Genomic DNA, 21,106 nt, shown 5'->3' on the forward strand with positions numbered 1-21,106 from the left:
GAGCCCGTCCGGATGGTGACCGAAGGGCGGCCTATCGGCAGTCCAGCGCGTCGAGCGCCCGCTGCAGGTCATCGAGGGGAATGCGGAAGTCGCGGTGCATCGGGTTGCCGCCTTTCGAAACCTGCGGGCCGACGAGGTATCGGAGGTCGTGGCCGAGCGCCGCCATCATGTTGGTCCAGTAGGCATAGTCGGCGTTCTTGTGGATGGCGGAGAGGGACAGCACCCGGCACCCGGGCGGCGCGAAGATCAGGTTGGTCATCGCCGCGCCGATCGGCGCGACCACGATCTCGGCATTGCGGAAGGCGGCGATCTGCTCATGGATCGTCATCGATCCCGTCTCGATCAGGTCGAAGCCCGATCGCCGCAGGATCTCCTCGACATTGAAGCTGTTGACCACGGCGCGGGCATTTCCGTAGTGCGACGGCCTGCGCTGCAGATAGAGCCGCCTGCCGCGCGCGTTCGCGGCGGGCGGCACGATCTCGCCGGCACGCTCGCGGACAAGGCCGAGCGCATAAGCGTCGAAGCGGTAGACATCCGCGGGCATCTGCACATGCTGGCCGCGTTCGATATAGGCCCTGGAATCCGGTGGAGCATAGGATGGCGGCGTGGTGTCGATCAGCCGCGTACAGGTCACCGGCTGACCGGAAGCCACCTCGATGATGTCATGCCCGCGGGTGTTGAACGCCTTCAGGATCACCTTGATCTCGGTCGGCACCCACTGGTCGATCAGCAGCGGAAGATGGTCGTATCCGCCATGGGCATCGATGACGAGAAGCTTGGTCAGCACCTCCGTCATGAAGTGGGCATAGTTGCCGGCGCAGTGTCCGAGCAGGCAGATGGCCGCGTCGCGGCGCTTCGGCGGCTCCAGCGAGTAGAGCATCTCGCCGCGCGCGGGCCTGATGTAGACGCCGCCGATCTTCTCGGCATGGGTGAAGTCGCGCGCTGCATCGTAGTCGTTCGGCGCGATCGCCAAGCCGTCCTTCACGACGAAGTTGGTCGCGCCGATCACGGTGGCGTTCGCGTATTCCAGGATTTCGAGCGGCGGCTGGTCGACGAGGCGGGGAACTGGCCGGACGGGCGGCTCGTGATTGGTGTAGCGCGGCGTGGCGGCGATTTTGGTTTCGCCGCGGCGCACCAGCGTGGTGCGGAGGCCGGGGGCGGCGCGATAGTCATCGAGATGGACGAGCCTCGCCCGGCCGCCGGTTCGGTAGAACTTCAGCCACCATACCGGATAGGTCAGATAGTAGTGCCAGGCGATCCTGACGGCGCGAAAGCCGAACAGCCACTGCACCAGCCTGTGCGGAGCGAGCACCGCAAAGACGACGAGCGGCTTGAGGGCCCGGAAAACCAGATATCGCGACAACACGCGACGATAGTACCGACGTGAAAGTGCAAACTTGGCCGTCATGTGAAGGGCGCCCGTCACAATTCTTGATTGGGCGATGCGGCATGAAACCTGCGTCGCGCGTGGACTGTCCCGGGTAGTCAAGTCGTTGCAGAGAACGCCGTGGCAGGGATCCGGACGAGGGGCGGGAATAGGATCGGAAGATTACCGCAGGCTGACGTTGCGCCCTGTTTCCACCAGCGCGCGAGTTGAGCCGGATGGCGTCGAACTTGCGGCGCTGCCAGACCAGCTTGAGCGAGGCGCGCGGGACCGGCGGCTTGAGGTCGAGGTCGGAGACGCCGCGCCAGGGCTGCTCGGCGACCGAGGCTGGAACGGGCGAGATGCCGAGCCCGGCGGCCGATGATCATGTGCATGCGGCGCTTGCTGGACCGCGGCGGGTTCAAAGCCGGTGAGGTTGCAGGCCTCCCGGATCACGCTGTTGCTGTGCGGCAATGGAAGGTTCGGGTGCAGGATGGACGGCGAGCCGGCGAGATCGGCGACAGACTGCACGATCGGGAACTATGCGATGGGGCGGCCGATCCCCGGCCGCCGCACGGATCTGCGCCGGCGCCCTTCAGGCCCACATGGTCTCGTTCGCCGAAACCCGGCGCCCGTCTTATTCCTGTGGTTGTTCATCGGCTTATTGGATGGTGGGGGAGGCAGGACTCGAACCTGCGAAGCCATGAGGCGGCTGATTTACAGTCAGCTCCCTTTGCCACTCGGGACACTCCCCCGCTTCGGACCGTCAGCCGCGCACGCACCGTCACGGTGGCGCTTGCGGTCAGGGATGACGGCAAAAAAGCGAGCCCGGCCAGCGGATCGTGGCGGGCACCCGAACGGGCGCGTTTATGGGGGAAGGAGAGGGGTAAAGTCAACCAACAGAAGCATTTAATTCACTGCCGTCGGTTCGGGCCCGAAACGGGGGCAAAACGGGGCTATTTGCCGAGATAGCGCCGCACCGCGGCGACCGAGGAGCCGACCTTGTCGACCGCGGCGTTGAGCTCGTGCGGGGAGATGCTGAGGCGGTAGGCCCAATAGCGGGTGGCGGCCGCATCGCGCGTGTCGATGTGGGTCGGCGGCTTCACCACGTCGTTGACCGGCGCGACGATCTCCGCGCCGTTGCTGGCAATGATCATGGCCGTGGACCTCTGACCGGCGGGCGCATCGTATCATCGCGCCGGCCTCGCCCCGACGGCCGTCTGGTTGCGGCGTTAACGAAGCATGAATCGCGGCAGCAGCGGCGGGCGGCAGTCGCCTTCAGTCCGCATCGCGCCGGTGGCGATGGCGGCGGGGCGGCGGCGGCGGCTCGTCGCGGCCGAAACCCGCCGCATTGCGGGCCCAGTTCGGCGAGAACGGGTTGGGCACGCACTCGCCGCGCAGCCCGCTGATCGCGGCCCGGCACTGGGCATAGGTGTAGTACATGCAGTCGTCGCCGTTGAAGCCGCGGTTCCAGGTGCGCGCGCACCAGGCGATATCGCGGGCCTCGGCGGGGGCGGGCGCCGCAACGGCGGCGACGCCCGCCGTGGCTGCGGCCAGTGCGGCGAGGAGGATCAGTCTGCGCATGGAAGGCTCCCGGATGTCGAGCGGCGCTGCCCCTTCGACAGACCGCCGGCTGCGATGGTGAACACCATGGTAGCAGGCCCTGTTCCCGTTGTCGGGGCAAGCGCGCACGGGCTTTCCGTCGCAGCGGCACATCGTTGTGAAAAGCCCGCGAAATCAATCCTGATCGGCCGCAGTCCACCGTTGCCAAGCGGTGCGATCCATTGCATATCTGCCGCCGATGCGGGTGTAGCTCAATGGTAGAGCAGCAGCCTTCCAAGCTGAATACGAGGGTTCGATTCCCTTCACCCGCTCCAATACTTAGCCGGATTTGGCCCTAGAGTTTTACAGCCGATTTTACAGTTTTTGTTCCTGCCTCGTTCATTTGCTCAATGAGCGCCTTGATCCGAGCGGTGCGGTTGACGTACCGGCGGATGATCTTTTCAACGTTTTCTTCGTCCCAAGCCATGATCTCGGCGATCGACCGGATCGCTACCCCCGGCGATTTAGAATTTCGTAGCCGCTATGCCGCGCAGGTCATGGAAGTGCTTGTCGAGGTCTGGCGTGTTGTCGCCCTGACCGTCGGATCGGGCTTTATCTTGGCTGCGATCTTGGCATCATCAAACGACGTACCGAAGCCGTCAGTGGTCCAGGGGCGTGCACGCGTGTTGGTAAGGACCGAGGTGGATCGCCGCGGGATCGCATCCAGCAGCGTCCGCAAGGCGTCGTAGAATGGTATAATCGCCACGAGGCGCTGTTTCTTGTCCTTGCTGGTGTAGAGCGTGATTTCGTTTTCGCCGATGGGGTGGGCAGCTTTTAAGCCGGGAGAGGAGACATTCGATCTTAGCCATCTGGACGAAGCAGTCATCGCCGTAGAGATCATGGTGAAAATCATTGCATCCTGATAGAGTTTTCGGACCATTGGGGAGACGTGGCCTTGCTTGGTTTCAAAACTCACAAATGCGATATCGTAGCACCGGACGGATCGATACGCTCGTCCCCTCAGGCAATGTTTGCTGGTAACGACCTGATCACCATTAAGGGCAGCCAGACGGTTGTGTTGCCAGGAGATGAGATCCGGCGCGAGCTGCCAAATGGGACCGACGAGACGTTTGAAGTTATCGATCCGGTCTTCTACGACACAGGTGTGATGGGAGCTCACTTACAAATCAAAGTTAAGCGAAAGGGCGCATTTCCACACCGCCAGGGCGGCAATTACAGCATCAATATAAGTGGTGCGAACGCACGAGTGAATATCGCATCAACTGACCAATCTCATAATGTCACGGTTCAGGGCGATATATTCGGGAATATAGAAGCTGCTCTACGATCGAACGTGTCCGATCAGGATCGTCTTGATCAAATCCTCCTGTCTCTCAACGAAATGAAAGAAAAGCGCGGGCATTCGGGGTACGTCGCCGCGTACCAAAAATTCATGGCCGTTGTTGCAGATCACATCGGAGTTGTGGCGCCATTTCTTCCCGCGCTGACCTCATACATGAGTTGAGCAGATGGACTTGAAGACCTTTGTGGCCGAGAGCCTTTCTCAAATTGTGGACGGCATTCGAGCCGCTCAAGCGCGGCCAGGAGGGGACAACGTCGCGGCGGATGGCTACATCAGTTCGGAGGGCAATTTACTGTCTGGAGGCACGAGCGGCTTCTTCACGAAGGTGGACTTCGATGTGCTCGTCTTTGCTGAAACGAAGGAGGGAAAGCCGAGTGTGAGAGTTGGCGATATTGAGACGAGCCAGACGTCATCAGAAACAGCTCGCAATTTTAGCCGCGTTAGATTTGCAGTCCACGTTAGATTGCCGAAGGGTGGCGCGGTCATTAAGCCCGCAAGTCGTGAGACTTACACTTCGGATTACGACCCCTACAGTCACAATTACGATGACACTTAGCTGGCTTCAGGTTTTACACCGCGATACTAAGCCATTGAGTTGATTTGGTGCCGAAACTAGCGGTTTTACAGCCATCTATTTGAAGCGGCTCGATAAGCCCAAGCCTTCCAAGCTGAATACCCGGGTTCGATTCCCGGTACCCGCTCCAATGATTTCAATGGTTTAGTGCATCAAGAGCCTTTGAGGCTGACAAGCCGCGCATTCTCTTTCTGACAAAAGTTCACTTTCCCTTCGCCGTTCAACGCATCTTGCTTGGTCTAATTGTCGTCGTGTCCGTACGCTTCTCGACGAAATCGTTGGCGTCCCCGGCCGACAGCACTGTGCAATCTCCTTTGCGAATCCTATGCAGAGCTTGTTCATGGCGGGCATTCGGCAGGTAGAGCCACCGTGCTGCTAGCTGCACGGGTACTGGTTGATCTTCTGCCGGAAAAAGAACAGCCATCCTGCCGCATCTACCAGGGGGCTAGCGCGATGATGAAAGACTCGACTCAGCTATATCGTTGGAATGCCGAAGGAGCCGAATCACCACTACGTCCCGGAGTTCTATTTGCGAGAATGGGCAAACCCGCAAACGGGTCTGCTCGTTGAGTTCTGCCGCAGATACAAGGACAAAGTTGCCGCGCGGCTGACGGCGCCCGCAGGTACTGCCTATCAGCCCGGCCTGTATAAGGACCCGGACGCACCGAAAGGTGAGGAATACGTCATCGAAACGAAGCTCATGTCCCCGATAGATAATTGGGCATCGAAGGCACTCCAGCGCTTCAAGACAATGGGCTCGCTCCCGGGCAAACTCGAAACCGAGGAGGCGCTTGGCTGGTGCCGCTTCCTCTTCTCGCTCATTGTCCGCAACCCGGATCACTTGGAAGTCATCAGGGAGAAGCTGCGGACGTTGGACCCGGCCGAAATCCTCGAATACATCCGGGATGATTACTCCCGCATCCGCCGACCGGAAGACCCGGAGAGCTTCGACGAATACAAGGAGGCTTTCGTCAAGGCTCCGCCCGACATCGGCCCTGTGAAGGTTCTGCCGTTGTTAATGAGGAGCAAGCGCATCTTCCGCGTCATGGCGTCGTTCAACTGGCAAACTATGACAATGAACACGCCGAAGTTTTCGCTGCTCACTTCCGATAGGCCAGTCATCATGACTAACGGCTTGGTAGACGATAACGCGCATTTCGTTCTGCCGATTGGCCCGCGTCGTCTTTTCATCGCGACAAAGACATTGAAGACTTTTCAATCATTCGTGCAGCGAAACCCTGACGAGTTCGCCAGAGCGATCAATGATCGGGTTTGCTTGCAAGCTCGCAAGTGCGTCTATGGCAATGACGACACCCAATTGCATTTCGTATCTAAACGTCTGGGCAGGAAAGTCTGGTCCAGTCCAGTCGGGTAGCTATCCGTACGCGTATACTCTAGTAGTGGGTCTTGTTTTTGCGCTTCGGCCGCGGCTGAGGTTGGCGTCGGCCTACCTTGGGCGCAAAGTTAGCAATGTCCGCCTCGATCGAAACCCGATGTCCTAGCCGTGGCGTTTAGTCTCGCTGATCTTCACCGCTCAATCGAGCTGACTTCATCACCTGCAGCGTCAGTGCGGAGCAGCCGGTGCCAGCAACTGGCGGAGCGGATTGAGCGGGCCGATCGGCATGAGTTGGAACGTCATCAGATGGGCTTTGCCGAGAGGCAGTTCCTCCAGCATGGCGTGAGCTGCCTGGGTATCGGTCATGTTCAGGATGAAGACGACCCCCGGCCGATCTTCCAGCGAATACCACTGCTCGATCTTGCCATCGAGATAGAGCTGCGCGGTCTCGCGGACCTCGGTCGGCAATATGCGCTGAACCTGCGACATGTCCGTGCCGGGGGCGAAGGTGCCGACGGCCAGAATCCTGGTGGTCGGCGTCTGCGGCATCGGCGTCTGGGCGATGGCCCCGTCGCTGGCGGCAGCCAGGATCAAGGCGGCCGTCACAGTTCCGAGAAGACGTTTGATCATGATAGTGCCTTTCTGAAGAGAGTGCGTTTGAAACGGCTGCGATCTTGCGGCGAATGGACTTATCGGCAGAAGGCTATCCCCGGCCCGCTAGTGCCATGTGATTGTGATGACGATGTTGCGCAGCGGTATCAAGTGTTCGGCCGCTTCATGGCGGCGTCGGTGTCGCGGTCGGCCGGCGCGTGATGGGTCCGCAGCGGCAGTTCCGGCAGGAACGGGAGCGCGAGCAGCGCGCTCACCGCGATACCGGTGCCGACGATGCTCCCTGATACATGGCCACGGTGCAGCGGCCCGACCTTTTTCACATTACGGGCGCCGCTGTCTGGCGGTGCGCTCGGACGCGACGCACTCAGATCACTCGATACGGCCCCCGACGCGGCAGCCGGCAATGGCACGCTCAAAAATCTTCGTCTGCAGCCGTCTCGGCTGGCAAGGCGATGTGGCTCGACTTGTATAATGTCAGAGTTGCCCTGCTGTGGCCTATGGCCGATGAGGTGCGGCTGTCCGTCAAGGTGAACGTATCCGAGCGAAACCGGACGCCCGAGTTCAGGTCTTTGTAGCGGATCTCATAAATCCCCTGGCGAATACTGCCGAGAGTGAAGCTCCGGCCTGCGGGGATGAAGAACTGTCTGACCGCCGATGCATTCTCGCCGTCGGACGATACAAGCTTAACAAAGACGTCGGCGTCGTTCCGACTGTTGTCGACTGTGATGCTTGCGTCGCCGTCTGTGTTGAAAAGCGGGGTGCCGGGCAGATAATCGGCCTTGACCGGCCAGGGGAGGCCATTCGGCGTCGTTGCTGGCCGGACGTAACCAGACTGTCTGGTCGCAGGAGCGGCTGCCTGGACAGGTGCTGCAACCGCGTAAGTTTTCGGCCCGGGCGGCGGCATGACATAGAGCAGTGCAATTCCGATGACGATGGCAGCAATCGTTGCCGCTTGAACGAAGAAGGGCCGCGACAGCAATTGCCAGGTATTTTTCAGCCGCTGGGTGGTGCCGCCGATGATCTGGACAAACTTCTCGGCATCGCCGCGCAAGGCGGCACCTTCCGGTGTTGACGGCGCTTTCCCAGCGAGATCGAGGGCGTCCATGGCGACCGCGCGGGCCAGGTCGACGTTGCCGAGTGTCGCGAAATACCACGCCTGATGCATGGCGATGCGCGCATTAACCTCGGGCGGATGTTTTCCGCCCATCATGTTGGCGATGATGGCGTGGACCGTAAAAATCGGACCCCAGGGAAAGCTCCACCAGCCCAGCAGGAGAGAGAGTGCCGAGGCCTTGTAGGATTGTTTCTCTGCGCAGGCGCTACAGAAAATTCCCTGAATTGTATTGCGCAGGGTGATCAGGACGAAGCTTTTCAGAGTGAAGAAGATCACATAGCGTGGCTGGGCGCTGACCTTGCCACAGCACGAGCAGACGATCGGCTCAGCCGAATGCTGTTGCTCCGTATGTGCCGTTGCCGCGGTCTTGAACGCTATGGTGTCGTAGCGGGCCCGGGACGAGGGATCTTTCAGAGCTTCATAGGCAGCGTTCAGCATCTGGAATTGCGCCGACGCATCGCGGGCATCGTTATGGTCGGGATGCAGGACTTTTGCGCGGCGCCTGAAGGCGATCTTGATCTCTGCGGCCGTCGCGTTCGGCGCGACGCCCAGGATACGGTAGAATCCTTTCGGATCTCGTTTGTTCATTCCCTGCAGTCCCGCGAACTGAAGTTGCCGCCGCAGCCAGCCCCCGGCGTCTGCCATGGTCGACGACGCGGGTGTCACCGGCAGCCGGCGCCATGATTGCTGAGGTTTTGATGGCCGGGGGCAGTCTGAGAAGGGCGCTCGTCGTATCGGCTGGTCAGATTATATCTGTATGTTGCTTCAAAAAATCGCGCTCGCCAAGCCGAACGGCGGCGACCGCTTCATGCCATGGCGGACCAGGCGCCCCGGCGCTCAGCCCTTCTTCGTGCTGGATCGCCGCCCTGGCGTCAGCCGCGCCGCGAGGTAGAGCCGGTTCATCAGCCGTAGTTGCTCCGGCGCGCCGGGGCTGGTGGGGGCGTCCTTCATGGTCATGCCGACCATGGTCTTCATGTTGTTGAGCACCACGGCGGCGATGTCGTCGAGGGCGGCGTCGTCGAGCGCGGGAGCGCAGGCGGCGAGGGCGGTCTTGATGCCGGCGAGCGCCATGGTGCGGAAACGCAGCCGGATCTCGGTCCAGTCGGTGCGGGAGTCGAGCAGGGCGGCGATCGCGCGGGTGCGCGGATAGAGCCGCACCAGCAGGTCGATCAGTTCATCGGCAAGCGCTTCGGGTGTCGCGGTGGCTGCGCGCGCGCGGATCGCCGCGTACTCGGCCTTCAGCACCTCGGCATAGTGCTGCATCAGCGCGTCGGCGACGTCGTCCTTGCTGGGAAAGAAGCGGTAGAGCGAGCCGATCTTGGCGTCCGCCCGCGCGGCGATCTCGGCCATGGTCGCGGCCTCGAAGCCGCGTTCCTGGAACACCGCCGCGGCGGCCTCGAGGATCTCGGCGACGCGCTGGCGGCCGACGGCGCGCTGCGGCGGCAGCGGCTTGCGGGGCGGGGTTGACAAAGTTGAGGACATGCTCAAATAGAATGTTTGAGGATACCCTCAACTATCTAGCTGCCTTCCACCCGGCCGGCAATGGCGGGCGGACGGCCAGCCCATGGCAAAAGGACGCGTCCATGCTCACTCTGCCCGCCGCCGCCACCGCCCTGATCCTGATCGACCTGCAGAAGGGCATCCTCGCGATGCCGGCCGAGCCCTATTCCGGCGCCGCCGTGCTGGCCAACGGACAGGCGCTGGCGCAGCGCTTTCGTGCGGCGAAGGCGCCGGTGGTGCTGGTCAATGTCGCGTTCTCGCCCGACTTCGGCGACGCCTTGAAGGTGCCGGTCGACCGGCCGCCGCAGCTGCCCGCCGGCGGCTTTCCGCCGGGGTGGGCGGATCTGGCTGATGGCCTCGCCGAGCCCTCGGACATCCGCATCACCAAGCGTCAGTGGGGCGCGTTCCACGGCACCGAGCTCGACCTGCAGCTCCGCCGCCGCGGCGTCACCACCGTCGTGCTCGGCGGCATCTCCACCAACATCGGCGTCGAATCCACCGCGCGTGCCGCGCATGAGCACGGCTATGCGGTGGTGCTGGCGGAGGATGCGACCGCGTCGCGTTCGGCGGCGATGCATGCCTTCGCCTTTGACAACATCTTCCCGCAGCTCGGCCGCGTCGTGAAGGCCGACGACATCGCGCTGCAGCGATGACGGCGCTGCCGCCGCTGCAGCGCCTGCCGCTCGCGGCGCGGTGGTCCGTGCTGCTCGCGGCGTCGGCGCTGTTTGCCGCCGTGCTGGCGTGGATCGGGCTTCCCGCCGCGTTCATGCTCGGGCCGCTGGCCGCCGCCATCTCCGTGCAGATGGCGGGCGGGGCGGTGGCGCTGCCGCGCGGGCTGGTCGTCGCGGCGCAGGCGGTGATCGGCTGCCTCGTCGCGCGCGCGATCACGCCGACAGTTATCGCAGGGCTTGCCGGCCACTGGCCGGTCTTTGTCGGCGTGGTCGTGCTCTCCGTTGCCGCGAGCGCGGCCATCGGCTGGACCATGGGCCGGCTGCGCGTCGTGCCCGGCGGCACCGCGGTGTGGGGCATGTTGCCCGGCGCGGCGTCGGTGATGATGGTGATGGCGGAAGCCCATGGCGCCGACTTCCGCCTGGTCGCCTTCATGCAGTACCTGCGTGTCGTGCTGGTGGCCGCGGCAGCGTCGGTGGTCGCGCTGGTGTTCGTCCATGGCGGCGGCGGGCGTTTCGCCGCGGGCGTGTTTCCGCCGGTTGACTGGCCGCAATTCGCGGCGACCGCGGCGGTGGCGCTGGCCGGTGGCGTGCTCGGACCGCTCCTGCGGATGCCGGCGGGCGCCTTGCTCGGCCCGCTGGTGCTTGCCGCGGTGGCGAGCGTATCCGGCCTGATCCGCATCGAACTGCCGCCGGCGGTGCTGATCGCAAGCTACGCCGTGATCGGCTGGACCACCGGGCTGCGCTTCACCCGCGATGTGCTCGCCACTGCTGCGCGCATGCTGCTGCCGAGCGTCGGCGCGACGGCCGTGCTGATGGCGTTCTGCGGCCTTCTGGCGTGGGGGCTGGTGGTGGTGCTGCACGTCGATCCGCTCACCGCCTATCTCGCCACCAGCCCTGGCGGCGTCGACGCCGCCGCGATCATCGCCGCGTCGACAAAAGTCGACACGCCGTTCGTCATGGCGCTGCAGACCATCCGCATGCTGCTGCTGCTGGTGATCGGCCCGCCGGTCGCGCGCTGGGTGGCGGGGACGCTGGAGACGTCGCCTGTGCGTCCAGATCAGGCGGACGCTGCGGACGCGGGGGACTGCAGCTGACCCGGTGCGCCCGGGGCCTGGGGGCAGGCTGCGGACGCCATCTGCGGCGTTTTGCGGCGCCTCCATCGGCGTGCGATCAGCCGTGCGGGAAAGATCAACTGACCGAGGAACGACTTCGGCATCTGTAGCCGCGGCAGCCCATAGCGCTCCGGACGGGTCGTCTTGAAATTCGCGGTGCCGAACAGCACGTCCCAGATGCTGAACATGGCGGCGTAGTTGCTGTCGTATTCGGCGCGTTCCGCAGAATGGTGCGTGGCGTGGAAACGCGGGCACACCAGGATCCGGTTGAGCCAGCCGAAACTGATGTTCGTGTCGGAGTGGTGCAATGCGCTCAGCACGATCAGGCTGAGGTAGACTGGCAACCACATTGCGGGCGGAATCCCAAGCAGAACCACCGGCACGAGCGTGATCAGGCCGTCGAAGACATACTCGGCGAGATGCATGCGATAGGTGGTGAGAACATTCAGGTTCTCGGCACCATGATGAATGCTGTGCACAGCCTGCAGCCAGGGCACGGCGTGCAGCCAGCGGTGCTTCCAGTAGCGGCAGAAGTCGACGGCGATGAGGAACAGGACGAGCTGCAACGGCTCCGGCGCGCCGCGCAGCAGATCGAGGTAGAGGAGTGGTGCGTGCTGGCGCAGGGCGCTGTCCACCAGGTTGACGACCGGCTGCTGGACCCAGGCATAGACGCCGCCGATGACGAGGACCGTATAGATCACGTCGGTGAGGAACGATGAATCGAGATAGCGCCCGATGCGGCCGCGGGTGATCCACTCGACGACGACCATGACCAGAAACAGGGCAAGGAGCGCGGCGAAGGCCTGCCAGGCCAGGGACGTGGTCAGTTGAGCGATCATCGTCGCCCACAGTGACATCAGGAAAGCCATCGTCGCTACGTCAACCCCGCCAGCCACCACGATGGGGCTTGTCGGGCACCTTAGCATGAGCGCCGCGTGGGCCGCCATGATCCGGCCTGTGCTGCGCCAGCCGCGGAATTCTGTGATGGATCGATGAGGGGCTAATCGGCATCGAGCGCGCCGCTGCTTTGCAGCCGGTCGTATGTCGCGATGGTGATTTCGTTGGCGAACTCGTCGATGGCGTCACGCGGGCCGAGATACTGCAGCCCTGTGAGCTCTCTCTCGTTGTAGAGCGCCCAGACGCGAAACTCGATTTTCATGCCCTTGGGATGATCGCTCACTCGTCCGATCATCAGCATGTCGGCATGGCGCGCGCGCAGGGTGGCGAAGCGCGGCATGTCGTCGAACCCGACTTTTTCGTCGGACAGGTCGACGAGGCTGATGGGAGGGACAGCGAGCCTGGTGCGGAGTCCCTGCGTGACCTGTGCCGCGATTCCCGAGAGCGCGACATCGGTCCAGGTAAAATCGTTGATCGCGAGATACAGGTCGCGCTTGATCACCACATTGGGGATGAGGGGGGGGCGGTGGGGCGGGCTTTCGCCGCTGGCCAAGTGGCTGCCAGGCCGCCGAGGGCGGAGAGCGCGGCGAAAATCGCCCTGCGCCGGCTGATTGCGGCGGGCGATGAAGACGAGATCAGCATGATGCCCCCTTCGTGACGGCCCCTTCGCGTCGCGTGTGAGCCCGACTCGGCGGCGATGTTACGCGAACTCCTCGTTCCAGGTGCGGCCGTCACGCTCGATCAGCGCGACCGAGCCCGCCGGTCCCCAGCTGCCGGCGACATAGGGGCGGGGCGGTTCGGGCGCCTGCGCCCACGCCTCGCGGATCGGGTCGATCCAGGCCCAGGCGGCGCGCACCTCGTCGCGCCGCATGAACAGCGTGGCGTTACCGCGGATCACGTCCATCAAGAGCCGCTCATAGGCCTCCGGCGCGCGGGCGTTGAAGGCCTGCGCGAAGCTCATGTCGAGCGGCACCTGCTTCAGCCGCATGCCGCCGGGCCCGGGCTCCTTGATGGTCAGCCACAGCTTGATGCCTTCATCCGGCTGCAGGCGGATGGTCAGGCGGTTGTCGACCACATGGCCGTCGACGCCCTGAAACAGCAGATGCGGCACCGGGCGAAACACCACCACGATCTCCGAGCGCTGCTCCTGCAGGCGCTTGCCGGTGCGCAGGTAGAACGGCACGCCGCTCCAGCGCCAGTTGGAGACGGCGGCCTTCAAGGCCACGAAGGTCTCGGTGCGGCTATCGGGCACGCCGCTGTCGTCGGCATAGCCCGGCACCGCGCCGCCATGGCTGGCGCCGGCGCGGTACTGGCCGCGCACGGTGAGCGCCGCGGCATTGCTGGCGTCGATCGGCACCAGCGCCCGCAGCACCTTGAGCTTCTCGTCACGCACCGCGTCGGCGTCGAGCGAGGCCGGGGGCTCCATGGCGACGAGGCACAGCAGCTGCAGCAGGTGGTTCTGCACCATGTCGCGCAGCGCGCCGGAGCGGTCGTAATAGGCGCCGCGGCCGCCGACGCCGAGCGCCTCCGCCACCGTGATCTGGACATGGTCGACATAGTGCGCGTTCCACAGCGGCTCGAGCAGGATGTTGGCGAAGCGCAACGCGAGGAGGTTCTGCACCGTCTCCTTGCCGAGATAGTGGTCGATGCGGAAGATCTGCCGTTCGGAGAACACCGCGCCGAGCGCGTCGTTGATTTCCTCGGCGGAGGCGCCGTCGGTGCCGATCGGCTTCTCGACAATGATGCGCGCCTGCGGCGTGACGATGCCATGGGCGGCAAGGCGGGCCGCGAGCACGCCGAACAGGTCCGGCGCGGTGGCGAGATAAAAGCCGCGCACCTTCTGCGTGCCGGCACCGAACCAGTCGCGCAGCTCCGTCCAGCCGGCGTCGCCGCGCCCGTCGACCGCGATATAGTCCACCGTCGCCAGAAAGCGCTCGATCGCATCGGTGTCCGCGCTGCTCGCTCCGGTCTGGCCGAGCAGAGCGTCGCGGATCGCCGCGCGATAGGCGTCGCGGTCCATGGGCCGCCGCGACGCGCCGACAATGCGGCTGTCGTCGCCGAACTGGCGGTCGCGAAAGCGGTGAAACAGCGCCGGGAAGATCTTGCGGTAGGCGAGGTCGCCGGTGCCGCCGAAGATCACGAGGTCGAACGCTTTGACGGGGACGATCCTGCTGGTCACGCCTGCCTCTCGCTGCTGAAGCAAAAATCTGCACCGCCTTCATGTCCGCGGTGTGGCAGGCGATACGTCGGGCGCTGTTGCGAACGCCGGTGCGATCGCGCATCTTGCGGCGTCATTTCCGTCGCTGTTCTGCCAACGCGGCCTCGACAGGTAGGTTCCCGATGTCGTCCGTCCTGCTGCGCCCGGTCCGGTCATGCTGCTGAGCTGCGGCGATGCCCTGATCGATTTCCTGCCGGTGCGCGCCGCCGATGGCCGCGACGCCATGGCGCCGGTGGTCGGCGGCTCCTGCCTCAACATCGCGGTCGGCATGGCGCGGCTCGGCGCGGCGGCCGGCTTCGTCGGCGGTCTCTCCACCGACATGTTCGGACAGATGATCGCCAGCCATGCGACGGCGTCCGGTGTCGACCTGCGCTTTGCGGCGCGCAGCGGCCGGCAGACGACGCTGGCGTTCGTGCGCATGGAGGATGGTGAGCCGCGCTATGCGTTCTATGACGAGGGTTCGGCGGCGCGGAGCTGGCGCCATGTGACGGGAGCGATGCCGTTCGCCGGGATCAGGGCCGTTCATGTCGGCTCGACCACCCTGGTGGACGAGGCCGCCGCGGCACACGCCATGGCGCTGGCTGTCGAGGCCCGGGCGGCCGGTGCGGGGGTGGCATTCGACCCGAACTGCCGCCCCGCGCTCGTCACCGACAGGGCGGTGTATCGCGCGCGCATCGCCGATTTCATCGCGGCCGCCGACATCGTGCGGATGTCGGATGTCGATTTCGCGTTTCTGCATGACGACGCCGACATGACGGCGGTGGCGACGCAATGGCTCGCCGCCGGCGCGCGCCTTGTCGTCGTCACCCGCGGCGGCGCGGGCGCGCAAGCCTGGCACCGCGGGGCGGGGACGGTCGCCGTCCAGGCGCCGCAGGTCGACGTGGTCGACACCATCGGCGCCGGTGACAGCTTTCAGGCGGCGCTGCTGGTGGCGCTCGCCGCGATGGGGCGGATCGCGCCGCCGTCGCTGGCGCACGCGAGCGCCGACGACATTCACCGGGCGCTGACCTTCGCCGCGGCCTGTGCCGCCATCACCTGCAGCCGTCCCGGCGCCGATCCGCCGCGCCGCGCGCAGTTGCCGGCCGCTCTGCAGCAGCTGCTCGTCAGGTCGGCGGGGCCGTGATGCCGACGGCGGTCGTGCGCCGAATGTCGCCCGCCCGATTGTTGCAGCTTGTTTCCATCTTCGGTTGTCGCGGGCTCGCCGCCATGGCGGGAATCTTTCGCAGGTCTCGGCGATATCGTTATTGACGATAACGATTAACGTAATTAATGATCGCGGCGTCGGCGGAAAAGGGAAGACGCGCATGCTGTGGTCGAAATGGACGGCCGGGCCCGAGACCGGGACGACCGAGAACGTGTTCGTCAGCGTCACACTGTTTCGCGCCCGCCGCGTGCTCGATATGCCCGGCATCATCTGGTCGGGCCAGGCGCTGCAGCAGCGCTGGACCGAACTGTCTGGTGCGATCGGGGTCTGGACCTGGCTCGATATGCCGCGCAAGTGCAGCGGCTCGGTCTCGATCTGGCGGGAGGAGGCCGACATGCGTGCCTTCGTGCGCTGGAAGCCCCATGTCGAGATCGTCAAGAAGCACCGCCAGAGCGGCCAGATGACCTCGTCGAGCTGGATCTATCCGCGGCTCGACCGGCGGGCGATCCGCCTCAGCGCGGAAGGGCTGCTGACGGACTGGATCCAGCGGGCCTGACCGCGGGCGCGCCGCCGCGCAACGATCGATCCCGCCGGGGCTGTCCGCACCGCTCCGTCCGTAGTGTCCCTTAAGGTGCGGGAAGGGTTCATCATGTCGTCCTATACACCGCCGCTGCCGCAGCAGCTGTTCCTGCTCGAGCGCGTGCTCGGCCTGCAGGATATCCTCGATCGCAGGGCGGACGGCGCCGATCTCGATACATGCCGGGCTGTGCTCGAGGGAGCGAGCCGGTTCGCATCGGGGATTCTGGCGCCGCTCAATGCCGTCGGGGATCGCGTCGGCGCGAGCTTCAGCGCCGGCCATGTCACGATGCCGCCCGGCTTTGCGGCGGCCTACGATGCCTTCGTCCGTCAGGGCTGGTCGGCGCTCAGTGCGCCGCGCGAGCTGGGCGGGCAGGGCTTGCCGCAACTGCTGCAGCTCGCGGTATCGGAGATGGTCATCGGCGGATGCATGGCCTTTGCCATGCTGCCGCTGCAGCAGCGGGCCGCGACGAAGCTGCTCGCCATGCATGGGCAGGGAGAGGCGAGCCGCAGGCTGCTGCCGGACCTGGTGGCGGGGCGGTGCGGTGCGACCATTGCGATGACCGAGGCCGACGCCGGGTCGGACGCCGGACGGGGACGCACACGCGCGGTGCCGCGCGGCGACGGCCTGTACGAGCTGCACGGCAGCAAGATGTTCATCAGTTATGGCGATCACGACCTGACCCGCCAGATCGCCCATATCGTGCTCGCGCGCGAGGCGGATGCCGGCGACGGCGGACGGGGCATGGGGCTGTTTCTGGTTCGCAAGTGGCTCGACGACGATTACCGCATCCGCAATGCCGCCCACGTCACCGCCATCGAGCACAAGATGGGACTGAAGGCGTCGCCGACCTGCGTGCTGACGCTGGACGGGGCGGTGGGTGAGCGGATCGGTCCCGCCGGAGCCGGGCTGCGGCTGATCTTCACCATGATCAATGTGATGCGGCTCGAGGTCTCGCTGCACGGCGTCGCCATCGGCCAGGCCGCCTATGGCCGGGCGCGGGCTTATGCCGACGAGCGCCGCCAGGGATCCGACGCCGCCGGGCACGGACCGGTCGCGCTGATCGACCATGCCGACGTCCGTCGCAACCTCGTCACCATGCGGGCGCGGCTCGACGCCACCCGCGCCCTCGTGTTCGAGGCGGCGCGGCAGTTCGATCTCGCCGAACTGGCCGGGCCGGACGAAGCCGCAAACGCGCGGGCGCTCGCCGAGTTCCTGCTGCCGGTCTGCAAGGTCGCCGGCAGCGAGGCGGGCTTCGACATCGCCAACCTCGCGGTGCAGGTGTTCGGCGGTCACGGTTATGTCACTGACAACGGTGTCGAGCAGTATGTGCGCGATGTCCGCGTCGCCGCGATCTTCGAGGGGGCGAACGGCATTCAGGCAATCGATCTGCTGACCCGCAAGCTCGTCGACCATGACGGTCTGCGCTGGCAGGCGTTCATCCGTCGCGTCCGTGCCGACGTCGGCGCCCTCGCGGGGCGTCGCCGCGCTCCCGAATTCGCGATCGCGCTCAATGCGCTGGAGGATCTTGCGGTCGCGATGCGGTCGCGGCTGGAGCGCGACCGCGATCTTGCGCTCGCCGGCGCGACGCCGTTCCTGAACATGGTGGCGATCATCGCGCTGGGGTGGATGTGGCTGCGTCTGGATGCCGCCGGGATCGGCGAGGTCGAGCCCGATCCGAGGCTTCCCGACGTCTGCGACTACTTCTTCACCAACTTGTTCCCGCTGCACGAGATCTACCGGCGGCAGGCGTTCGACCAGGCGCCGTGGCGGCGCGCCTAGCGCGCGTTTGCTTCGGAGGGAACCGCGAACGCGCTGCAATATTTTGCTGTGACGCGTTTTCTTCACGCGGACCGGTGCCCGCTTCGCATCAAGACGCAGTCGCGTCGCCGCACCCGGCAAATCGTTATTGACGATAACGACTAATAAGATTAGCTATTATTACGAGGAAACAGGGAGCCGGCCCGTCGCGCAGCGGCGGGGTCGGTGCCTGAACAACGAAACTCACCAGAGTTCGGAGATGGCTGTGCTCAACCTGCCGCGACCCCGATCCGTGTTCGCCAATGTGGGGTGTGATGTCGAGCCGACCGACGACGGTGGGTTCATCGTCAGGTGTTCGCTGCCTGAGGCGCCTTATCCGGACGGGGTGATCGAGGTTCTCCGGCAGCAGGCGGCGTCAGATCCGGATCGGGTGCTGTTTCGCGAGTCTGCGCTGGAGGGGATCGTCGCGGAGCTGACGGTCGGCGAGGCCTACGGTCTTGCGTGCCGGGTCGGCCTGACGCTCCGCGCGCTCGGCGCCTGTGCCGAGCGGCCGGTGATGCTGCTCGCGGAAAACTCGCTGCGTGCCGCGGTCGTCATTCTCGCCTGCTATGCGGCAGGGGTGCCGGTGTCGCCGGTGTCGCCATCCTATTCCAAGCTGTCCAGCGATTTCGGCAAGCTGCGCCATGTCATCGACAGCCTGACGCCGGCGGTGGTGGTGCTCGACGATGGCGCCGCGCATGCCGCGGCGCTCGCGGCGGCGCCGTGGGGGGCGGCGCGCCTGGTCGTGCTCGAGCGGCCATCGCCCGGGGCGCTGGCCTGGGACGATCTGCTCGGTATCGGCAGCGGGACGGACGAGCCGGTTGCCCTGCCGGGGCCGGATGCCGTCGCCAAGATCCTGTTCACCTCAGGGTCGACCGGCATGCCCAAGGGGGTGATCAACACCCAGCGCATGATGATGTCGAACCAGGTGGCGCTGGCGCAGGTGTGGTCCGGCGTGTTCGACCGGCCGCCGCGTCTCGTCGACTGGCTGCCCTGGAACCATACCTATGGCGGCAACCAGCAGTTCAACATGCCGATCGTGTTCGGCGGGTCGCTCACCATCGATCGCGGGCGGCCGACGCCGGGCGGCTTTGCGACCATGGTGGCGTCGATCAAGCGGACCCGGCCGACGATCTTCCTGAGCGTGCCGCGTGCGCTCGACCTGCTGGCCGATCGGCTGCTGCAGGACCAGGAACTGGCCGTTGCGCTGTTCGAGGATCTCGACCTGATCGGCTATGCCGGCGCTGCGCTGCCGCCGCCGGTGTCGGCGAAGCTGAAGGACGCCGCGCGGCGGATCACGGGGCGCGATCTGCCGGTGGTCGGCCTGTGGGGGGCGACGGAGACCGCGCCGGTGGCGACCGCCGTGTACTTTGCGTCATCCGAGCCGGCCAATATCGGTCTGCCGATCCCCGGCATTGCCCTCAAGTTCACGCCGGATGGCAGCAAGCACGAGCTGCGCGTGAAGGGCCCGGCGGTGACGCCCGGCTACTGGCGGCAGCCGGAGGCGACGCACAAGGCGTTCGACGCCGATGGCTTCTACCGCATGGGGGACGCCGGCCGCCTGATCGAGCCGGACAACATCGACGCCGGTATCGTGTTCGATGGCCGCGTGGCCGAGAATTTCAAGCTGCTGTCCGGCACCTGGGTCAATGTCGGCGCGCTGCGGGTCAAGGTCATCGCGGCCTGTGTCGACGACATCGCCGACGTGGTCGTCACCGGCCACGACCGCGACGATATCGGCGTGCTGATCTTCCCGAAGGCTGCGCCCGCGGAGAGCGCGCAGCAGCGGGACGGCTGCCTCGTCGATCCGGCGCGTCAGGCGCGTATCCGCGCGGCGCTCAGCACGTACAACCGCACGGCGGGCGGCAGCTCCAACCGCATCGCGCGCGCGCTGGTGCTTGCCGAGCAGCCCTCGATCGATGCCGGCGAGATCACCGACAAGGGCTATCTCAACCAGCGGGCCGTGCTCGAGCGGCGGTCGCAGCTTGTGCAGCGTCTTTACGCCGACCCGTCTGATGACGGCGTCATCATCATCGAGGGAGGAAGCGGGCGTGTTTGACCAGGTGGAGATTCCCTACGGCGCCTACTGGTCGACACCGTTTGCCAAGTGGCAGGGGCCGTTCGCCGGCCTGCACAGCATCCGCTTCGCGGCGCATGTCGCGCGCGCCGAGCTCGCGCGGCGCGACATCGCGCCGGCCGTGTTCGATCATGCGGTGCTCGGCGTCACCATCCCGCAATGGCGCGGCTTCTGGGGCGCGCAGTGGCTGATGAGCATGGTGGGTGAGAGCGCGGTGGCCGGCCCGACCGTGGTGCAGGCCTGCCAGACCGGCCCGCGCAGCGTGATGGCCGGCGCATTCGAGGTGGCGGCCGGGCTTGCCACCTGTTCGCTGGTCGTGACCTGCGACCGGATGTCGAACGGCGCCTTCGTCACCTATCCCGGCGACGGTGGCTGGGGCGGCCTGCCGCAGACCGAATCCTGGACCGTCGACAACTTCCTCGCCGCACCCGATCTCGGCCACGCAGTGGTGCAGACCGCGGAAAACGTCGCGCGCCGCTGGCAGATCAGCCGCGAGGAGCAGCACGACGTGGTGCTGATGCGCTACGACCAGTACCAGCAGGCGCTGGCCGACGACCGTGCCTTCCAGCGCCGCTACATGACGCTGCCGTTCGCGGTGCCCGATCCCAAGTTCGCCCGCAGCGCCACCACCGTCGAGGGCGATGTCGGGGTGACGCAGACGTCGCGCGCCGCGATCGACCGCCTCGTGCCCGCGGCCGCGGGCGGCACCGTCACCTATGCGAGCCAGACCCATCCCGCCGACGGCAATGCCGCCGTCGTCGTCACCACCACGGCGCGTGCCCTTGAGCTGTCGCGCGACCCCGCCATCCGGGTACGGATCCGTGGTTTCGGGCAGGCCCGCGCCGAGCCGGCGCTGATGCCGGCGGCGCCCGTTCCGGCGGCGCGGCGCGCGCTCGAGCAGGCGGGTCTCGATCTCGGCAAGATCACGGCGATCAAGTCGCACAATCCGTTCGTCGTCAATGACATCGTGTTCGCGCGGGAGACCGGCTTCGCGGTCGAGCGCATGAACAATTTCGGCTCGTCGCTGGTGTTCGGCCATCCGCAAGGACCGACCGGAACACGTCTGCTGATCGAGCTGATCGAGGAGCTGGTTCTCAAGGGCGGCGGCTACGGCCTCTACCACGGCTGCGCGGCCGGCGATGCCGGCGTGGCGATGGTCGTCGAGGTCGACGACCGGCCGCATTGATGCAGGCAATCACGGAGCAG

Annotated in this window: 22 protein-coding genes and 2 tRNA genes; 11 read left to right on the forward strand and 13 right to left on the reverse strand. The window is 65.5% G+C overall.

Features of this window, described 5'->3' with window-relative positions:
- Nucleotides 1-31: 31 nt before the first annotated feature.
- The 4 genes from AB4Z37_RS21475 to AB4Z37_RS21490 all read right to left on the reverse strand — a co-directional run bounded on the left by AB4Z37_RS21475 (nucleotide 32) and on the right by AB4Z37_RS21490 (nucleotide 2,947).
- Complete coding sequence (locus AB4Z37_RS21475) at nucleotides 32-1,408, reverse strand: glycosyltransferase family 61 protein (RefSeq protein WP_441518771.1); 1,377 nt, start codon at nucleotides 1,406-1,408, stop codon at nucleotides 32-34.
- 624 nt (nucleotides 1,409-2,032) lie between these two features.
- Nucleotides 2,033-2,118: transfer RNA gene (locus AB4Z37_RS21480), tRNA-Tyr, on the reverse strand.
- A 201-nt stretch (nucleotides 2,119-2,319) separates the two neighbouring features.
- On the reverse strand, nucleotides 2,320-2,520 hold the full coding sequence (locus AB4Z37_RS21485) for a DUF3606 domain-containing protein (RefSeq protein ID WP_441518772.1): 201 nt from the start codon (nucleotides 2,518-2,520) through the stop codon (nucleotides 2,320-2,322).
- Nucleotides 2,521-2,641: 121 nt separating this feature from the next.
- Complete coding sequence (locus tag AB4Z37_RS21490) at nucleotides 2,642-2,947, reverse strand: DUF3551 domain-containing protein (RefSeq protein WP_441518773.1); 306 nt, start codon at nucleotides 2,945-2,947, stop codon at nucleotides 2,642-2,644.
- Nucleotides 2,948-3,166: 219 nt separating this feature from the next.
- Here AB4Z37_RS21490 and AB4Z37_RS21495 point away from each other — a divergent pair.
- Nucleotides 3,167-3,240: transfer RNA gene (locus AB4Z37_RS21495), tRNA-Gly, on the forward strand.
- A 20-nt stretch (nucleotides 3,241-3,260) separates the two neighbouring features.
- Here the strand turns inward: AB4Z37_RS21495 and AB4Z37_RS21500 are convergent.
- Together AB4Z37_RS21500 and AB4Z37_RS21505 are read right to left on the reverse strand one after the other, a co-directional pair.
- Entirely contained in the window at nucleotides 3,261-3,392 is a 132-nt protein-coding gene (locus AB4Z37_RS21500) for a hypothetical protein (RefSeq protein WP_441518774.1), read from the reverse strand.
- Between the two features lie 54 nt (nucleotides 3,393-3,446).
- The gene (locus AB4Z37_RS21505) at nucleotides 3,447-3,881 is read right to left on the reverse strand and encodes a hypothetical protein (RefSeq protein WP_441518775.1); all 435 of its coding nucleotides are present in this window, start codon (nucleotides 3,879-3,881) and stop codon (nucleotides 3,447-3,449) included.
- On the opposite strand from AB4Z37_RS21505, the gene AB4Z37_RS21510 reads away from it, so the two are divergent.
- The 3 genes from AB4Z37_RS21510 (at nucleotide 3,861) to AB4Z37_RS21520 (ending at nucleotide 6,217) form a co-directional block, all read left to right on the forward strand.
- Nucleotides 3,861-4,430 (forward strand): hypothetical protein, encoded by a 570-nt coding sequence (locus tag AB4Z37_RS21510; RefSeq protein ID WP_441518776.1) that lies wholly within the window; start codon nucleotides 3,861-3,863, stop codon nucleotides 4,428-4,430. The genes AB4Z37_RS21505 and AB4Z37_RS21510 overlap by 21 nt on opposite strands.
- 4 nt (nucleotides 4,431-4,434) lie before the next feature.
- Nucleotides 4,435-4,824: a hypothetical protein gene (locus AB4Z37_RS21515; protein WP_441518777.1), complete on the forward strand. Its 390-nt coding sequence runs from the start codon at nucleotides 4,435-4,437 to the stop codon at nucleotides 4,822-4,824.
- Nucleotides 4,825-5,329: 505 nt separating this feature from the next.
- Nucleotides 5,330-6,217, forward strand: a complete 888-nt coding sequence (locus tag AB4Z37_RS21520; RefSeq protein ID WP_441518778.1) for a DUF4238 domain-containing protein — start codon at nucleotides 5,330-5,332, stop codon at nucleotides 6,215-6,217.
- A 189-nt stretch (nucleotides 6,218-6,406) separates the two neighbouring features.
- On the opposite strand, the gene AB4Z37_RS21525 is transcribed toward AB4Z37_RS21520, so the two are convergent.
- The 4 genes from AB4Z37_RS21525 to AB4Z37_RS21540 all read right to left on the reverse strand — a co-directional run bounded on the left by AB4Z37_RS21525 (nucleotide 6,407) and on the right by AB4Z37_RS21540 (nucleotide 9,374).
- Nucleotides 6,407-6,772 (reverse strand): hypothetical protein, encoded by a 366-nt coding sequence (locus tag AB4Z37_RS21525; protein ID WP_441518779.1) that lies wholly within the window; start codon nucleotides 6,770-6,772, stop codon nucleotides 6,407-6,409.
- 164 nt (nucleotides 6,773-6,936) lie between these two features.
- Nucleotides 6,937-7,110, reverse strand: a complete 174-nt coding sequence (locus AB4Z37_RS21530) for a hypothetical protein (protein ID WP_441518780.1) — start codon at nucleotides 7,108-7,110, stop codon at nucleotides 6,937-6,939.
- A gap of 92 nt (nucleotides 7,111-7,202) precedes the next feature.
- Nucleotides 7,203-8,492 carry a J domain-containing protein gene (locus AB4Z37_RS21535; protein WP_441518781.1) on the reverse strand — a complete coding sequence of 430 codons (1,290 nt, stop codon included), beginning with the start codon at nucleotides 8,490-8,492 and terminating at the stop codon, nucleotides 7,203-7,205.
- Nucleotides 8,493-8,741: 249 nt separating this feature from the next.
- Complete coding sequence (locus AB4Z37_RS21540; protein WP_441518782.1) at nucleotides 8,742-9,374, reverse strand: TetR/AcrR family transcriptional regulator; 633 nt, start codon at nucleotides 9,372-9,374, stop codon at nucleotides 8,742-8,744.
- 113 nt (nucleotides 9,375-9,487) lie between these two features.
- Between AB4Z37_RS21540 and AB4Z37_RS21545 the strand changes: the two genes are divergently transcribed.
- A complete protein-coding gene (locus AB4Z37_RS21545; protein ID WP_441518783.1) occupies nucleotides 9,488-10,057 on the forward strand; it encodes a hydrolase in 570 nt (189 codons plus the stop codon).
- Nucleotides 10,054-11,169, forward strand: coding sequence for an AbrB family transcriptional regulator (locus AB4Z37_RS21550; RefSeq protein ID WP_441518784.1), 1,116 nt, complete (start codon nucleotides 10,054-10,056; stop codon nucleotides 11,167-11,169). Before AB4Z37_RS21545 ends, AB4Z37_RS21550 begins: the two co-directional genes overlap by 4 nt.
- Here AB4Z37_RS21550 and AB4Z37_RS21555 read toward each other — a convergent pair.
- From AB4Z37_RS21555 to zwf, 3 genes are all read right to left on the reverse strand, one after another.
- Nucleotides 11,133-12,056 (reverse strand): sterol desaturase family protein, encoded by a 924-nt coding sequence (locus AB4Z37_RS21555; protein ID WP_441518785.1) that lies wholly within the window; start codon nucleotides 12,054-12,056, stop codon nucleotides 11,133-11,135. The genes AB4Z37_RS21550 and AB4Z37_RS21555 overlap by 37 nt on opposite strands.
- 131 nt (nucleotides 12,057-12,187) lie before the next feature.
- Entirely contained in the window at nucleotides 12,188-12,637 is a 450-nt protein-coding gene (locus AB4Z37_RS21560; RefSeq protein WP_441518786.1) for a hypothetical protein, read from the reverse strand.
- 147 nt (nucleotides 12,638-12,784) lie between these two features.
- Nucleotides 12,785-14,263, reverse strand: coding sequence for a glucose-6-phosphate dehydrogenase (zwf, locus tag AB4Z37_RS21565; protein WP_441518787.1), 1,479 nt, complete (start codon nucleotides 14,261-14,263; stop codon nucleotides 12,785-12,787).
- Between the two features lie 193 nt (nucleotides 14,264-14,456).
- On the opposite strand from zwf, the gene AB4Z37_RS21570 reads away from it, so the two are divergent.
- The 5 genes from AB4Z37_RS21570 to AB4Z37_RS21590 all read left to right on the forward strand — a co-directional run bounded on the left by AB4Z37_RS21570 (nucleotide 14,457) and on the right by AB4Z37_RS21590 (nucleotide 21,086).
- Nucleotides 14,457-15,425, forward strand: coding sequence for a carbohydrate kinase family protein (locus AB4Z37_RS21570; RefSeq protein ID WP_441518788.1), 969 nt, complete (start codon nucleotides 14,457-14,459; stop codon nucleotides 15,423-15,425).
- Nucleotides 15,426-15,606: 181 nt separating this feature from the next.
- On the forward strand, nucleotides 15,607-16,002 hold the full coding sequence (locus AB4Z37_RS21575) for a hypothetical protein (protein WP_441518789.1): 396 nt from the start codon (nucleotides 15,607-15,609) through the stop codon (nucleotides 16,000-16,002).
- Between the two features lie 93 nt (nucleotides 16,003-16,095).
- Complete coding sequence (locus AB4Z37_RS21580) at nucleotides 16,096-17,805, forward strand: acyl-CoA dehydrogenase (protein WP_441518790.1); 1,710 nt, start codon at nucleotides 16,096-16,098, stop codon at nucleotides 17,803-17,805.
- 238 nt (nucleotides 17,806-18,043) lie between these two features.
- Nucleotides 18,044-19,882, forward strand: coding sequence for an AMP-binding protein (locus tag AB4Z37_RS21585; RefSeq protein ID WP_441518791.1), 1,839 nt, complete (start codon nucleotides 18,044-18,046; stop codon nucleotides 19,880-19,882).
- Complete coding sequence (locus AB4Z37_RS21590; protein ID WP_441518792.1) at nucleotides 19,875-21,086, forward strand: thiolase family protein; 1,212 nt, start codon at nucleotides 19,875-19,877, stop codon at nucleotides 21,084-21,086. The genes AB4Z37_RS21585 and AB4Z37_RS21590 overlap by 8 nt, the downstream gene beginning before the upstream one ends.
- Nucleotides 21,087-21,106: the final 20 nt, after the last annotated feature.

The sequence above is a fragment of the Bradyrhizobium sp. 2TAF24 genome (assembly GCF_052115025.1).
In the GTDB taxonomy this organism is placed as follows: domain Bacteria; phylum Pseudomonadota; class Alphaproteobacteria; order Rhizobiales; family Xanthobacteraceae; genus Bradyrhizobium_A.

Coding starts and splice junctions, on each gene's coding strand:
- AB4Z37_RS21475 (WP_441518771.1), bottom strand. CDS start 1,408: ATGACGGCCAAGTTTGCACTTTCACGTCGGTACTATCGTCGCGTGTTG.
- AB4Z37_RS21485 (WP_441518772.1), bottom strand. CDS start 2,520: ATGATCATTGCCAGCAACGGCGCGGAGATCGTCGCGCCGGTCAACGAC.
- AB4Z37_RS21490 (WP_441518773.1), bottom strand. CDS start 2,947: ATGCGCAGACTGATCCTCCTCGCCGCACTGGCCGCAGCCACGGCGGGC.
- AB4Z37_RS21500 (WP_441518774.1), bottom strand. CDS start 3,392: ATGGCTTGGGACGAAGAAAACGTTGAAAAGATCATCCGCCGGTACGTC.
- AB4Z37_RS21515 (WP_441518777.1), top strand. CDS start 4,435: ATGGACTTGAAGACCTTTGTGGCCGAGAGCCTTTCTCAAATTGTGGAC.
- AB4Z37_RS21520 (WP_441518778.1), top strand. CDS start 5,330: ATGCCGAAGGAGCCGAATCACCACTACGTCCCGGAGTTCTATTTGCGA.
- AB4Z37_RS21535 (WP_441518781.1), bottom strand. CDS start 8,492: ATGAACAAACGAGATCCGAAAGGATTCTACCGTATCCTGGGCGTCGCG.
- AB4Z37_RS21545 (WP_441518783.1), top strand. CDS start 9,488: ATGCTCACTCTGCCCGCCGCCGCCACCGCCCTGATCCTGATCGACCTG.
- AB4Z37_RS21550 (WP_441518784.1), top strand. CDS start 10,054: ATGACGGCGCTGCCGCCGCTGCAGCGCCTGCCGCTCGCGGCGCGGTGG.
- AB4Z37_RS21555 (WP_441518785.1), bottom strand. CDS start 12,056: ATGGCTTTCCTGATGTCACTGTGGGCGACGATGATCGCTCAACTGACC.
- AB4Z37_RS21570 (WP_441518788.1), top strand. CDS start 14,457: ATGCTGCTGAGCTGCGGCGATGCCCTGATCGATTTCCTGCCGGTGCGC.
- AB4Z37_RS21575 (WP_441518789.1), top strand. CDS start 15,607: ATGCTGTGGTCGAAATGGACGGCCGGGCCCGAGACCGGGACGACCGAG.
- AB4Z37_RS21580 (WP_441518790.1), top strand. CDS start 16,096: ATGTCGTCCTATACACCGCCGCTGCCGCAGCAGCTGTTCCTGCTCGAG.
- AB4Z37_RS21585 (WP_441518791.1), top strand. CDS start 18,044: ATGGCTGTGCTCAACCTGCCGCGACCCCGATCCGTGTTCGCCAATGTG.